Origin of the sequence: Denitrobaculum tricleocarpae (assembly GCF_007004665.1) — a bacterium.
GTDB classification, from domain to species: Bacteria; Pseudomonadota; Alphaproteobacteria; order Kiloniellales; family Kiloniellaceae; genus Denitrobaculum; species Denitrobaculum tricleocarpae.
Genome location: NZ_ML660055.1, coordinates 25562 through 39900 on the forward strand (window position 1 = coordinate 25562; position 14339 = coordinate 39900).

At 60.9% G+C, this 14339-nt stretch carries 13 protein-coding genes, 1 tRNA gene and 1 pseudogene; 13 read left to right on the top strand and 2 right to left on the bottom strand.

The window, feature by feature from the left end; genetic code table 11:
• Positions 1–5: 5 nt before the first annotated feature.
• The 7 genes from FKG95_RS12475 (at position 6) to FKG95_RS12505 (ending at position 7325) form a co-directional block, all read left to right on the top strand.
• Positions 6–827, top strand: a complete 822-nt coding sequence (locus tag FKG95_RS12475) for an alpha/beta fold hydrolase (RefSeq protein WP_142896718.1) — start codon at positions 6–8, stop codon at positions 825–827.
• A 4-nt stretch (positions 828–831) separates the two neighbouring features.
• Positions 832–1299: a DUF309 domain-containing protein gene (locus FKG95_RS12480; protein ID WP_142896719.1), complete on the top strand. Its 468-nt coding sequence runs from the start codon at positions 832–834 to the stop codon at positions 1297–1299.
• A gap of 176 nt (positions 1300–1475) precedes the next feature.
• Positions 1476–3125, top strand: a complete 1650-nt coding sequence (gene boxC / locus FKG95_RS12485) for a 2,3-epoxybenzoyl-CoA dihydrolase (protein WP_142896720.1) — start codon at positions 1476–1478, stop codon at positions 3123–3125.
• A gap of 33 nt (positions 3126–3158) precedes the next feature.
• Positions 3159–4607, top strand: coding sequence for a benzoyl-CoA 2,3-epoxidase subunit BoxB (boxB, locus tag FKG95_RS12490; RefSeq protein ID WP_246116754.1), 1449 nt, complete (start codon positions 3159–3161; stop codon positions 4605–4607).
• Complete coding sequence (gene boxA, locus FKG95_RS12495; RefSeq protein WP_142896721.1) at positions 4604–5824, top strand: benzoyl-CoA 2,3-epoxidase subunit BoxA; 1221 nt, start codon at positions 4604–4606, stop codon at positions 5822–5824. The genes boxB and boxA overlap by 4 nt, the downstream gene beginning before the upstream one ends.
• On the top strand, positions 5808–6326 hold the full coding sequence (locus FKG95_RS12500; protein ID WP_142896722.1) for an acyl-CoA thioesterase: 519 nt from the start codon (positions 5808–5810) through the stop codon (positions 6324–6326). Before boxA ends, FKG95_RS12500 begins: the two co-directional genes overlap by 17 nt.
• A 69-nt stretch (positions 6327–6395) precedes the next feature.
• Positions 6396–7325, top strand: a complete 930-nt coding sequence (locus FKG95_RS12505) for a helix-turn-helix transcriptional regulator (RefSeq protein WP_142896723.1) — start codon at positions 6396–6398, stop codon at positions 7323–7325.
• Positions 7326–7398: 73 nt separating this feature from the next.
• On the opposite strand, the gene FKG95_RS12510 is transcribed toward FKG95_RS12505, so the two are convergent.
• Both FKG95_RS12510 and FKG95_RS12515 read right to left on the bottom strand, forming a co-directional pair.
• Positions 7399–7863 (bottom strand): c-type cytochrome, encoded by a 465-nt coding sequence (locus FKG95_RS12510; RefSeq protein ID WP_179954078.1) that lies wholly within the window; start codon positions 7861–7863, stop codon positions 7399–7401.
• Between the two features lie 272 nt (positions 7864–8135).
• Positions 8136–8225: transfer RNA gene (locus FKG95_RS12515), tRNA-Ser, on the bottom strand.
• A 266-nt stretch (positions 8226–8491) separates the two neighbouring features.
• Between FKG95_RS12515 and FKG95_RS12520 the strand changes: the two genes are divergently transcribed.
• From FKG95_RS12520 to FKG95_RS12545, 6 genes and pseudogenes are all read left to right on the top strand, one after another.
• Positions 8492–9523, top strand: coding sequence for a C45 family peptidase (locus FKG95_RS12520; RefSeq protein WP_142896725.1), 1032 nt, complete (start codon positions 8492–8494; stop codon positions 9521–9523).
• 306 nt (positions 9524–9829) lie between these two features.
• Positions 9830–10132: pseudogene (rplU, locus tag FKG95_RS12525) on the top strand (50S ribosomal protein L21); the annotation flags it as partial.
• Positions 10133–10276: 144 nt separating this feature from the next.
• Complete coding sequence (rpmA, locus tag FKG95_RS12530) at positions 10277–10537, top strand: 50S ribosomal protein L27 (protein ID WP_142896728.1); 261 nt, start codon at positions 10277–10279, stop codon at positions 10535–10537.
• 135 nt (positions 10538–10672) lie between these two features.
• Entirely contained in the window at positions 10673–11794 is a 1122-nt protein-coding gene (obgE, locus tag FKG95_RS12535) for a GTPase ObgE (protein WP_142896729.1), read from the top strand.
• The gene (proB, locus tag FKG95_RS12540; RefSeq protein ID WP_142896730.1) at positions 11782–12915 is read left to right on the top strand and encodes a glutamate 5-kinase; all 1134 of its coding nucleotides are present in this window, start codon (positions 11782–11784) and stop codon (positions 12913–12915) included. Before obgE ends, proB begins: the two co-directional genes overlap by 13 nt.
• Positions 12916–12964: 49 nt before the next feature.
• Positions 12965–14254: a glutamate-5-semialdehyde dehydrogenase gene (locus tag FKG95_RS12545; protein WP_142896731.1), complete on the top strand. Its 1290-nt coding sequence runs from the start codon at positions 12965–12967 to the stop codon at positions 14252–14254.
• The last annotated feature ends 85 nt before the right edge of the window (positions 14255–14339 follow it).

Below are 14339 nucleotides of genomic sequence, written 5' to 3' on the forward strand. Positions count from 1 at the left end.
GCACCATGCCGCTTGAGGATGCCGGGCACATTGAAATCGAAGGCGCGAATCTCGAGTACCGGATGATCGGTCCCCGCCCTGAGGAAGCACCCACCATCGTACTTCTGCACGAAGGCCTGGGATGCGCGGCTCTGTGGCGTGATTTCCCGGAGCAGCTGGCGAAATCGACCGGCCTGGGTGTGTTCATCTATTCGCGCCAGGGATATGGCGGTTCCTCGTCCTGCGAGGTGCCGCGCCCGCTGACCTATATGCATCATGAAGCGATCGATGTTTTGCCTGATCTGCTGGATGCCATCGCTTTTCGCAGCGGTGTACTGGTGGGACATTCCGACGGTGCATCGATTGCCGCGATTCATGCCGGCGACATTGCCGACCCGCGCGTGAAAGGCCTGGTCCTGATGGCGCCGCATTTCTTCACGGAAGACGAGGGCATCGCCGCCATCGCGGAGACCAAGATCACCTTCGAGACCACCGACCTGCGCGATCGACTGAAAAAATATCACGGCGAAAATGTCGACTGCGCCTTTTGGGGCTGGAACCGCGCCTGGCTCGACCCGGAGTTCCGCAACTGGGACCTCAGGGAATATCTGCCGCAGATTACGATACCGGTCATCGCTCTGCAGGGCTTGGAGGATCAATACGGCACAGCCGCCCAGATCGGCTGCATCGAAGAACTCTGCGGCGGCGAATTCGAGAGCCTCTTCCTGTCAAATTGCGCCCACACCCCCTTTCGCGAGCAGCCGGAGCAGACCCTGGCGGCCACCAGCCGCTTCGTTGCGAGTCTCTTCGAGGCCGGCACCGCGGTCGGCAACCGGCAGCAAGGATGATGCGATGACAGCCCTCCAGGCAACGAGCCCACTCCCGACACTGCCCGGAGACGTCGTTGCCCTGCCCGCACGCCCACATCACCCGGGGACGGGAAGCGTCGCGGACATGGCGCTGCTGGAAGAGGTCAAGCAAGCCTGTCCCGAAAGAACTGACCCCGGGAAATGGCGCCAGAACCGGACCTACCGATATGGCTGGTCTCTGTTCGAAGCGGGGTTTTATTGGGAAGCCCACGAGGTTTGGGAGCCGGTTTGGCTAGCGTGCCGACCCAACAGCCTGGAAAAGTCATTTCTGCGAGCGGCGATTCAATTGACCAACGCCTGTCTGAAAGACGCGATGGGCAAGACGAACGCGGCCCGGCGGTTGTTTGATGAAGTCGAGGGGCTGGTGAGTGAACTGAAAACAGCATTGGGAGCCGAGAACACATCCTACATGGGTGTCGATATGACGAGGTTCGCTCGACGGGAGAGCTGAGAAGTAAAATGCATTATATTGCGTTTATTGATAAATTTAACGTCTTATTATGCATTTTACAGCTTGACCATACCCCCGACCGCACTAGACTTCTAATCAAGAGCTCGGCAGAGCCAACTCGATACCGGTGACCGCTGCAACGGTGGACAGGCCGGATAAAGGGACGAAAAAGAGAGATGATCGATTTTCAAACCGACCCCGCGCGGTACCGGCATTGGCGCATTGAAACCGATGGCCCGGTTGCGAACCTCATCATGGACGTCGACGAAAAAGGCGGCCTCTTCGAAGGTTATGAGCTGAAGCTCAACTCCTACGACCTGAGTGTCGATATCGAGCTCGCCGACGCGATCCAGCGCCTGCGCTTCGAGCATCCCGAGGTCAAGGTGGTTGTCCTGCGCTCCGGCAAGGACAAGGTCTTTTGCGCGGGCGCCAACATCCGGATGCTGGCCGGAGCTGCCCATGCGCACAAGGTGAACTTCTGCAAGTTCACCAACGAGACCCGGAATTCCATGGAGGACGCGAGCCACCATTCCGGCCAGCAGTATATCAGCGCGGTGAATGGCGCCTGCGCGGGCGGCGGGTACGAACTCGCGCTCTCGACCGAATACATCCTGCTGACCGATGACGGATCTTCCTCCGTCGCGCTGCCTGAGGTTCCTCTGCTCGCGGTCTTGCCCGGCACCGGGGGCCTCACCCGGGTCACGGACAAGCGCAAGGTGCGCCGCGATCTGGCTGACGTTTTCTGCTCGATCGAAGAAGGCATCAAAGGAAAGAAAGCCGTCACCTGGCGGCTGGTCGACGAGACCGTTCCCAACTCCCGTTTCGAGGAAGCCATCGCGGCCAAGACCGGGGAGCTTGCGAAAAAATCGGATCGCCCTGACGGCGTGAGTGGGATCACGCTCGGGCCTCTGGCGCGAAGCTTCACCCAGAACAGCGTGACCTACTCCAGCGTCCAGGTCGAGTTGGACCGCGAGAGGAAACTCGCCACCGTGACCATCAAGGGTCCGGAAGATATGCCCCCTGCCTCGGCGGAAGAAATGTCCGCGCAGGGTGACGCTTTCTGGCCGCTCCGGGCGGCGCGCGAGCTGGACGACGCCATTCTTCATCTGCGCTTGAACGAGATGGAACTGGGTGTCATTCAGTTCAAAACACTGGGCGACAGCGCCAGGGCCCTGGCTTACGACGACTTCCTGGAAGCTCACCAGGAGAACTGGCTGGCCAAAGAAATCCTGCTCTACTGGCGCCGGGTTTTAAAGCGGGTCGATATGACCTCACGCTCACTGGTGGCGCTGATCGAGCCGGGCAGCTGCTTCGCCGGAACGCTGGCGGAATTGGTCTGGGCCTGCGACCGTTCCTATATGGCGGTCGGTGCCTTCGAAGGCGACAACCGCCCCGAAGCCACCCTCATGCTCTCAGCCGCCAACTTCGGCCGCCACCCCATGTCGAACGGGCTCAGCCGCCTGGAGACCCGTTTCCTTGGTGAGCCGGACAGTGTGACAAAAATCGAAGCGCGCAAGGGCGAACCCCTCACCGCGGAAGAGGCCGAAGAACTGGGCCTCGTCACCTTCGCCTACGACGACATCGACTGGGAAGACGAAGTCCGCATCTTCCTCGAGGAACGCACGAGCTTCTCACCTGATGCAATGACCGGCATGGAAGCCAACCTGCGCTTTGCCGGCCCTGAAACCATGGAAACCAGAATCTTCGGGCGCCTGACCGCCTGGCAGAACTGGATCTTCCAGCGGCCGAACGCGGTCGGGGATGACGGCGCGCTGCGCCGCTACGGTTCCGGTCAAAAGGCCGACTACAACATGGAACGGGTTTGAGGTCTCGCAAGGCCGCAAAAAAAGGAACGACCGATGATCGATGCAATGACCGTCAACTACGACACTATGATCCCGAACAACGTCGGCCTGTCGGAAGACCGCCGGGTGCTGAAAGCCCTGGAACGCTGGCATCCGGGCTACATCGACTGGTGGAAGGATATGGGCCCGGACGGCTTTCAGGATGCCATGGTCTACCTGCGCACGGCGGTCGGCGTCGACCCCAAGGGCTGGGCAAAGTTCGACTACGTGAAAATGCCGGAATACCGCTGGGGCGTGCTGCTTGCGCCGCAGGAGGAAGGCCGCACGATCCCCTTTGGCGAGCACCTGGGTGAACTGGCCTGGCAGGAAGTGCCGGGCGAATATCGCGCGCTCATGCGGCGGCTGGTTGTCATCCAGGGCGATACCGAACCCGCCTCGGTCGAGCAACAGCGGCATCTGGGCAAGACCGCGCCCTCGCTCTACGACATGCGCAACCTCTTCCAGGTCAACGTCGAGGAAGGCCGGCACCTCTGGGCCATGGTCTACCTGCTGCAGAAATACTTCGGCGCGGACGGCCGCGAGGAAGCGAACGAATTGCTGCGCAGGCGCTCCGGCGACGGCGACGCACCGCGTATGTTGGGGGCCTTTAACGAGACGACCGGCGACTGGCTGTCCTTCTTTATGTTCACCTTCTTCACCGACCGGGACGGCAAGATGCAGCTTGAGAGCCTCGCGCAATCCGGTTTTGATCCGCTTTCGCGCACATGCCGCTTCATGCTGACCGAAGAGGCCCACCACATGTTCGTCGGAGAATCCGGTATCGGCCGTGTGATCCAGCGGACCTGCGAAGCGATGAAAGCGGCCGGCATTGAAGACCCCAACGACATCGCCAAGATCCGCGCGCTCGGTGTCATCGACCTGCCGACCCTGCAGAAGAAAGCAAATCTGCATTACTCACTGTCGTTGGACCTCTTCGGGTCCGAGGTCTCCACCAATGCCGCCAATGCCTTCAATGCAGGCATCAAGGGGCGTTTTCACGAAACCAAGATCGACGACGATCACCGCTTGCTGAACGACACCTATCCTGTGCTGAAGCATGTCGACGGCGAATTCAAACTGATCGATGAGCCCGCGCTCTCTGCCCTGAACATGCGCCTGCGGGACGATTACGTCACCGACTGTGCCAAGGGCATCAAGCGCTGGAACAAAATCATCGAAAAAACAGGCGTCGACTTCGCCCTGACCCTGCCGCACGCGGCCTTCCACCGGCAGATCGGTGAGTTCGCCAACATCTCCGTGACGCCGTCGGGCATCATCCTGTCCGACAGTGAGTGGAACCAGCGCAAGAGCGAGTGGCTGCCGTCGGGCGATGACGGCGACTTCATCCAGTCGCTGATGGTTCCGGCCACCGGTATCGGCGAATACGCCGGCTGGATCGCGCCGCCGAAGATCGGGATCGACAACCAGCCCGGCAACTTCGAGTACGTTCAGATCGCCGCATGAGCGCGTCCCCGAACCCACAGGCGGGGTCGCAGCCGCTCAAACAGCATCTGATCGATCCGGAGATCTGCATTCGTTGCGGAACCTGCGAAGAGACCTGTCCGATCGATGCCATCACCCACAACGACGACAACTACGTTGTCGATGCAGAGATTTGTAACTACTGCATGGACTGCATCGGGCCCTGCCCGACCGGCTCGATCGATAACTGGCGTCTCGTGATGACGGCCTATTCTCTCGAGGAACAGTTTGAGTGGGAAGAGCTGCCGGAGCAGGAAGAACTTGAGAGCGGCGAACAAGGGTCGGTGAGTCTGGAAGCCTTGGAAGATGAGATCGATGCACTGCTCGCCAAAGCGCACGAAGGCACCGGCGGCAAGGCCGTGGTGCCTGCCTCGGCATCCAAGCCCAGCGTCAATCTCTTCCGCCGCGACCATCCCGCTGTCGCCACGGTGCAGGGAAACTTCCGGCTGACCAAGGACAACGTTGAGAACGATGTCCGTCACATCATCCTGGATTTCGGCGATACGGTCTTTCCGGTCCTCGAAGGCCAATCGATTGCCATCACCCCGCCGGGAAGTGATAAAGACGGTAAGCCGCATGAGTCACGGCTCTACTCCATCGCCAGCCCGCGTGACGGCGAGCGACCGAACACCAACAATGTCGCCCTGACGGTCAAACGCGAACCGGAAGGTCTGTGTTCGAACTATATTTGCGATCTGAAAAAGGGCGACCAGGTACAGGTCACCGGCCCGTTCGGCGCGACCTTCCTGATGCCCGGCGATCCTCTGGCCAACATCATCATGATCTGCACGGGAACCGGCTCGGCCCCGTTCCGGGCTTTCACCGAACGCCGCCGCCGTGCCATGCCGGATGCACCTGGCAAAATGCTGCTCTTCTTTGGGGCACGCCAACCCGATGAGCTGCCGTACTTCGGCCCTCTCATGAAAGTACCTGAAGATCTGCTTGCCAAGCACCTGGTTTACTCCCGTCTTCCAGACCAACCGAAGGAGTATGTTCAGGACCGCATGCGGGATTGCGCGGGTGAATTTTCGGAACTGCTGAAGGACGAACGCACCCATATCTACATCTGCGGCCTGAAAGGCATGGAGACCGGTGTCGACGAAGCCCTGGCCGACATCTGCCGCAGCGAGAATCTCGACTGGGCGAGCCTCAAACCAACACTGCGCACGACAGGGCGGTATCATGTCGAAACCTATTGAGCCGCGCGGCATGAAAGCACCGCCTGAGGCCCGCGATATTGCCGCGCCGCGCGAGCTGCCGCCCGGCCCGTTCGAACATGACATCACCATCCGCTGGGGCGATTGCGACCCTGCGCAGATCGCCTATACCGCAAACATCCCGGCCTGGGGGCTGCGGGCGATTGAGGCCTGGTATGAAGCCTGCCTCGGCGTCGACTGGTATGCGATCAACATCGACAACGGTATGGGAACGCCCTTCGTCCATCTGGATTTCGACATGGTGTCGCCGGTCACACCGCGTGCCGTGCTCTCCTGCAAGGTCTATGTCCGCTCCATAGGACGCTCTTCCCTGGCCCATCGGGTCGAGTGCTTTCAAGACGGAGAGCTGTGCTTTACCGGTCAGACCGTCTCGGCGTTTGTCGCCGCGACAAAGATGAAACCCATTTCGATCCCGGCCAATATGCGGGCCTCGATCCAACGCTATGCCGAGCAACAGGGACGGCCGTTGGAGACGGCAGCTTGACACAAGGCGCTGTCTCCCGCATGCAGCTGAAGTTTGCAGCAAGAAACGAAACACGATCCAGAGAGCACGATGGCGTCAGACAGCGATAGCCTGGTTACGGAAAATGATCCGCCCCCGAGCCGCCTTGGATCCCAGGATCAGGGATTCCTGCAGGAGGTCGGAAACCGGGTGCGCAGTGCGCGGAAACGACACGGCATGTCGCGTAAGGTGCTGGCGCGGGAGTCGGGAGTTTCGGAGCGCTATCTCGCGCAACTGGAAACCGGCAGCGGCAACATCTCGATCCTTCTCTTGCGCCAGGTTGCTGCGGCGACAGGTATGAAACTGCGGGATCTGGTGTCTGAATCCCAGGAAGACGCCCCCGAAATCCTCTCGATTCTCGAGCTGGCACGCCGTGCGAGCCCCGCACAGCGCGAAGACATCATCAACAGTCTTACCGGCATGCTGGATCAGTCCGGCACCAACCTCAAGGCGTCCCGGATTGCCCTGATCGGCTTGCGCGGCGCCGGAAAGTCGACGCTGGGAAAACTCATCGCGGAAGATCTCAAGATTCCCTTCATCGAACTGAACCGCGAAATCGAGCTGGACAGCGGCCTCGCCATCGCCGAGATCTTCGCGCTCTACGGTCAGGACGGGTACCGGCGTCTGGAACAGCGCTGCCTGCGATCGGTCATCGACCGCCATAGCGAGGTCGTGCTGGCCGTGGCCGGCGGCATTGTCGCAGAGGCCAACACCTACGAGATGCTGCTGAGGTCTTTCCACAGCGTTTGGCTGCAGGCTAGGCCGGAAGAACATATGGAACGCGTGCGGGCGCAGGGCGACCGTCGGCCGATGGCGGGTAACCCGGCGGCCATGAACGACCTGCGCTCGATCCTGGAGAGCCGCCAGCAGCTCTACGCCAACGCGGAAATGACCTTCAACACCAGTGGGAAAACGGTGGCACAGTGCAGAGATGAACTGAGTGGCCTTCTGGTCAGCCGCGTGACCGGCAGCCATTCGTGATTGAGACCTGTCCGATCCCGCAACGACACCAACCGCACTCGCCACCGAGCCCGCTGACAAGCATTTCTTTTGACTAGCGGGTCGCGCGTTTGAGGTAGGTGATGAGATCTAGGCGGTCAGCGTCGTTCAAGCGGGCATGGTTTAGGATCCAGTAGTCCAGATCCGCATCGGTCCAGACCGGGCTCTCCGTTTCCAGGGTAATCCTGTAGGGGAAGCCCTTCACCGCACCCGGCGGCCGTCCGAAGAGGCCCTTCAGGTGCGGACCACGCTTATCTTCACCAATCTCGACTGACCAATCGACATCGGGCTCGCGCGCGGCCTCGCGCTCGAAAACCTGCCCTCTCGCAGGTTCGGCCAGCTTCGGCCCCATCTGCGGCGAGAGGCTGTGGCAATAGGAGCACTTTTCATTGAAGAGTTGGCCGCCACGATCAAAGTCCTGGGCGAGAGCCGGAAACAGGCTGGCAAAGAAGATCAGGGCCAGAATCGCCAGAAACAGCTGAAGTGTCAGCAGTCTGATCACCCCTGCGCAGATATCCAAGTTACCTCTTGACCGCATCCGCTCAACCTTCCTGCCCGGCAAGCCGCAACGCAATGAATTGAACTTCAAGACTCAGAATAAGCCTCAGGTATCATCAAATCCTTGACGCAGATCAGGCTTCACTTCGCCGCTGGAGGACAAAGAAGCACCGGAACTTCTGAGATGAATAATGGTCAGTCAAAGGAATGATACAACAGGGGCTCTCGTCATTTCTGCGAGACGACTGCCGCCTATTGCAGACGTAGATGGCGTTTCGCCCGGCAAAACGCTTGTGGCGGAGGGGGTGGGATTCGAACCCACGGTACCCGCAAAGGCACAACGGTTTTCGAGACCGTCCCGTTCGACCACTCCGGCACCCCTCCGATCCGCGGAACCTGGGTCGAAACGGTCCTTCCGCGAAGCGGCGGGACATTAGCGTAACACCTGCGCGCCTGCAAGCGGGCAAATGACCTGCTGATTCTGAATCCCAGGACACTATATATAGAGACAACGCGAGGATGGTGAGGCAAGACTGGGCCCTGAATGATAAGCAGAACGAGGCACCGCCAAAGTGCCGGATGACCCCCCAATCCAAACACAAAACGCCAAAACCTTGGACCCCAAACCCAATGGGCTGCCGGCGATACCGGTGCATGAGCTCGGCGCGCAATGGCCGGAACAACTCTTCGATCTGGAGATCGAAAGGGCGAAATCCCTGCTGGAGTCCGGGAGCGGGCACTTTCCTGGCTTCGCAGTCAAACAGGTAGACCGCCTTTCGCGCAGTTGGCTGCAGCGCGCGGGCAACCCCTATCTGGCCGAAATCGACGCCATGAACGACAGGCTGGCGGCACCCGGGGTTTACTTTCTCAACATTAACTACGAGTGGGGCTGCACGTCCGGCGTGAGCGCGGCTGCAGAGGGCGGAAACCTCTTGCGCCGGGTGCTGGACTGGCCGCTCGACGGCCTGGGCGCCGAGATCGTGGCGGCACGCTGCGAGTCCGCAGCCGGCCATTGGGTCAACCTGACCTGGCCGGGCTTTACCGGGTCGATCCAGGGCATAGCGGCAGGCCGGTTTTCAGCCGCGATCCATCAAGCCCCCATGCCGCGCAGAACCCCGATCATGCCCCTGGACTGGGTGATGAACCGCAAGCGCGTCTGGAACAGCCGGGCCATTCCGCCGGCCCATTTGCTGCGGCAGGTCTTTGAGACCTGTGAGACCTACGCCGACGCCAAACGGATTCTGAGCGAAACGGAGCTTGCCCTGCCCGCGATCTTCCTGCTCAGCGGAATTGAGAGCCACGAAGGCTGTGTGATCGAACGCAGTCCGACCGAAGCCTTCCTGCGCGAGAGTCCGGCTGCGGCAGCGAACCACTGGCAATCCCAGTCCTCCAAAGCCAGCGCGCGCGGACAACTGAGCCATGAACGCAGCGCGGCCATGCTGGAGCCGCAAATCGACAGCCGGCTCGAAAACCCCGGCCATCCAGCCTTCAACTGGCTCAAACCGCCGATTCTCAACGATACCACCCGGTTGGTTATGACCGCGAACGCCGCCAGCGGCGAGCTCTTCGTCCAAGGCTTTGAAAAACCCACGGCTGCGGGGCGGAAAAATGCCGAAAGTGACGTCGCTGTTGCCGCAACGGCAATACTGTATCTTGGGCCTGACATAAGCCCCGAACACTAGAACAGATCGCCTTTTGACGAAGCCACGAGGCGGTTTCGTCAAAAGGCGTGAATCCGTTCTAAATCTTAGTGTTAGATCAGATTCACAAGCACAGGTGATCGCCTCCGGCGATTCCATCTAAACTTGATCTGATCGTGGGAAAGCCTCTGTTCGGGGCATTCCCAACACCTCGCTGAAGGGACTCCGAAAATCCAGCGGGAAAAGCGTTGACAGAGCGTTCGCCATAGCTATATTCCGCGGGTCCGGCGGGGCTGCATCTGCGGCGCCCGCCCATCTGTTCACGAAAAAAAGCCGGTAAATACCGACATGTTCGCAGTCATCAAAACAGGCGGCAAGCAATACAAGGTCGCCAAAGACGATATTGTTGTCGTCGAAAAGCTCGAAGGTGAGGCTGGCGCCTCCGTTGCCCTCGATTCGGTCCTCATGCTGGGCGACGACAAGTCCGTCACCACAGGCGCTCCCTTCGTCGAGGGTGCATCTGTCGCCGCCGAAGTGGTCGAGCAGACCCGGGGCGACAAGGTCATTGTCTTCAAAAAGCAGCGCCGTCAGAACTACCGCCGCAAGAACGGCCATCGCCAGGACCTTACGGTTCTCAAGGTGACGGACATTCTGACCGACGGTAAGAAGGCCGCGAAGGCAGCGCCGAAGAAAAAGGCCGCTCCGAAGGCAAAAGACGAAGACGCCGACGCACCTAAAAAGGCTCCGGCCAAGAAGAAAGCGGCCCCCAAGGCCAAAGAAGAGGAGTAGGACTCCATGGCACATAAAAAAGCAGGCGGTAGCTCCCGCAACGGCCGCGACTCGGCCGGCCGGCGCCTCGGCGTCAAAAAATACGGCGGTGAGCTGGTCATCCCCGGCAATATCGTCATCCGTCAGCGCGGCACGCAGTACCACCCCGGCGACAACGTCGGCATGGGTAAAGACCACACGATCTTCGCGAAGATCGAAGGCCACGTCAGCTTCCGGCAGAAAGCCGGTGGCCGGACCTATGTGTCGGTAGAGCCGAAGGCCTCTTAAGGCCCCGCCTCTCGGTCTGCATCCGAGGGTGATAGAATTCAGGGGGAATGGCATGCCATTCCCCCTTTTTCGTGTTCGATTTATGAAATGCACCGGCAACACCCGGTCTAAATGGGCGAAAGGTCCAACGGAGCGATGAAGTTCCTCGACGAGGCCAAAATCTTCATCAAGAGCGGCGACGGCGGCAATGGCTGCGTCAGTTTCCGGCGTGAGAAATACGTCGAATTCGGAGGCCCGAACGGCGGCGACGGCGGCCGTGGTGGGGACGTGATCTTCGAAGCCGTCAACGGGTTGAATACGCTGATCGATTTCCGCTACCGGCAGCATTTTAAGGCGAAACGCGGGGAAAACGGCAAGGGCCGTGACATGACCGGCGCCGGTGGTCCTGATCTGGTCGTCAAGGTCCCGGTCGGCACGGAAGTCCTGTCAGAGGACCGCTCGGAGGTCATCGCCGATCTGACAACGGAAGGCCAGCAGGTCACCATGGCAAAGGGCGGTGATGGCGGATTCGGCAATGCCCGCTTCAAGACCTCGACCAACCGTGCGCCCCGCCGCAGTGATCCGGGCTGGCCCGGCGAAGAGCACTGGTTTTGGCTGCGCCTCAAACTGATCGCCGACGCCGGGCTCGTCGGCCTGCCCAACGCAGGCAAGTCGACCTTTCTCTCGGCTGTTTCGCGCGCCAAGCCAAAGATCGGGGATTACCCCTTTACCACCCTGCACCCCAACCTGGGCGTGGTTTATCTCCATGGCGAAGAGTTCGTCATTGCCGACATTCCCGGCCTGATCGAGGGCGCGCACGAGGGTCACGGACTGGGCGACCGCTTTCTCGGTCACGTAGAGCGCTGCGGTGTGCTGCTGCATCTGGTGGACGCGAGCCAGGACGATTTTCTGGAAGCCTACAAAACCGTTCGCTCAGAGCTTGCCGCCTATGGCCGGGAACTGAATTACAAGCCCGAGATTGTCGGCTTCAACAAGATTGACGCTCTGAGTGAGGACATCCGCGAAGAACGCCTTACCGCGCTCAAGGAAATTGCCGTCGGCGAAGTCCTCATGCTCTCGGGCGTCTCCGGCGAAGGCGTTCAGGAGGTCCTGGCGGGATTGCTCCGGCACATTAAGCAAGACCGGGAAGAGCGCGCCGAGGCCGGTGCGCCGGAAACCAGCGAGTGGAAGCAGTCATGGGAGCCTGCGGACGCGCCGGCTCATAGCGACGTGCCCGCACATGAAGTGGAGCCCGATTCGGAGAGATCCGAACCGTGAGCACGACTGATCATAGCCTTGCAGGTGCCAGGCGTGTCGTCGTCAAAATCGGCTCGGCCCTTCTGGTTGACGACGATAGCGGCGAGGTCCGACGGAGCTGGCTGGACGCGCTGACCGACGATGTGGCGGCGTTGGTGAACGATGGAACCGAAGTCATCCTGGTTTCTTCCGGTGCAATTGCCGTGGGTCGCCGGCACCTCGGCCTCCGGTCTGGAAACTTAAAGCTCGAGGAAAAACAAGCCTCTGCCGCAAGCGGCCAGATACTTCTGGCCCACGCCTATCAGGAAGCGCTCGCGCGCCACCATGTCACGGTCGCGCAGATTTTGCTAACCTTGGGGGATACCGAGCAACGCCGTCGGCACTTGAACGCGCGCAACACCCTCACCACGCTCCTACGTTTGCGGGCGGTGCCGGTCATCAACGAGAACGATACTGTCGCAACCAGCGAAATCCGCTTCGGCGACAACGACCGGCTCGCGGCCCGCGTCGCCGCCATGATGAACGCAGACGTGCTGGTCCTGCTCTCCGACATCGACGGTCTCTATACCGCCGATCCCAAACGCGATCCAAACGCAGAATTCCTGCCCGAAATTTCAGCGATCACGACTGATATCGAAGCCATGGGCGGCGATGCCCTGCCCGGCTACAGCTCGGGGGGCATGGTCACCAAGCTGGCGGCGGCCAAGATCGCGGTCGGCGCCGGCTGCAGGATGGCGATCACCGACGGGCGCGCCATGAACCCGCTGAAAGGTCTCTCAAACGGACAGCGCGCCTCCTGGTTTCTTTCGGACGTCGAACCGCGTACCGCGCGCAAGCGTTACATTGCGGGCGCTCTCCAACCCCAAGGCCGGCTTCTGCTCGACGAAGGCGCGGTGAGAGCACTTAAGAGCGGGAAAAGCCTTCTCCCCGCAGGGGTCACCGCCGTCGAAGGCAGCTTTCAGCGCGGGGATTCGGTGACGCTTTTGAATCCTTCCGGTCAGGAAGTCGCACGCGGTCTCGCCGCCTACTCCGCCTCCGACGCGGGCCGGATCATCGGCCACCAGAGCGGGGAAATCGAAGCACGTCTTGGCTATCGGGGCCGGGAAGAATTGATACACCGTGACGATCTTGTCTTGATGTAAGGACGATTGGGTCGTCAGAATAGCGAACCAGAAGCCTGAGGACCGGAAGATGACTGCCGAAACCGCTGTATTGCGAGACGACCTTGTCAGCGAAATGAACGACCTGGGACGCGCGGCCCGTGCCGCCGCGGCTGAGCTCGCCATGGCTGGTCCGGAACAGCGGAATGACGCCCTACAGGCTGCAGCTGAGGCCCTGCGCGATCAATCCGATAAAATCATCGCCGCCAACGCCGTGGATATGTCTGCGGCGGAGGCCAAGGGTCTGTCGGCGGCCATGCTCGACCGCCTCCTGCTTGATAGCGATCGTGTCGAGGCTATGGCCCTGGGCCTGGAAGCCATCGCGGACTTTCCCGATCCCCTGGGCCGCGTACTCGAGGAACGCAGCCGGCCCAACGGTCTTCAGATCGCCAAGATCGCGGTGCCCCTCGGTGTGATCGGCATCATCTACGAGAGCCGGCCCAACGTAACGGCCGACGCAGGCGGGCTCTGCCTCAAATCCGGGAACGCGGCAATCCTGCGCGGTGGTTCCGAATCCGCGAATTCGTCGGGCGCAATCCTGGAATGCCTGCAGGCCGGCTTGCGAAAAGCCGGTCTGCCGGAGGCCGCCCTTCAGCGGCTGCCGACGACGGACCGCGCAGCCGTCGGAATCATGCTGACAATGAGTGAGGACATCGACCTGATCGTGCCGCGCGGCGGCCGCGGACTGATCGAACGCGTCCAGCAGGAGAGCCGGATCCCGGTCATGGCTCACCTGGACGGCCTCTGCCATACCTACATTCACGGCGACGCCGACAAGGAAATGGCGACGGAGATTGCGGTCAATGCGAAGATGCGCCGGACCGGCATCTGCGGAGCGACCGAGACCCTGCTGGTGGACCGTTCAGCCGTCGAGAGTCATCTGCCCGACGTGCTGAAAGCGCTGGTATCGGCGGGCTGCGAGATCCGGGGCGACGAGACGGTTCAAGCCATGGAGATCGGAACGAGCGTCAAGGAGGCAGTTGCTCAGGACTGGGACACCGAGTATCTGGACTCCATTATCTCGGTGAAGGTTGTCGACGGGCTCGATGATGCCGTTTCGCATATCAACCAGCATGGCTCTCACCACACCGAAGCCATCGTGACCGAAGACCAGACAGCTGCTCAAGCCTTCCTAAACCGCGTGGATGCCGCGATCGTCATGCACAACGCCTCGACCCAATACGCGGACGGCGGCGAGTTCGGTATGGGTGCCGAAATCGGTATCTCGACCGGAAAGCTTCATGCACGCGGCCCCGTTGGTGCTGACCAGTTAACGAGCTACAAGTACCTGGTGCGCGGAAGAGGTCAGGTCCGGCCGTAATTGAGCCCTACAGCCATGCCGAAACAGCTTCGTCGTGAGCGCAATGCCAGACCCCGCGATCAAGGTGGGAAGAACAGATAAAACT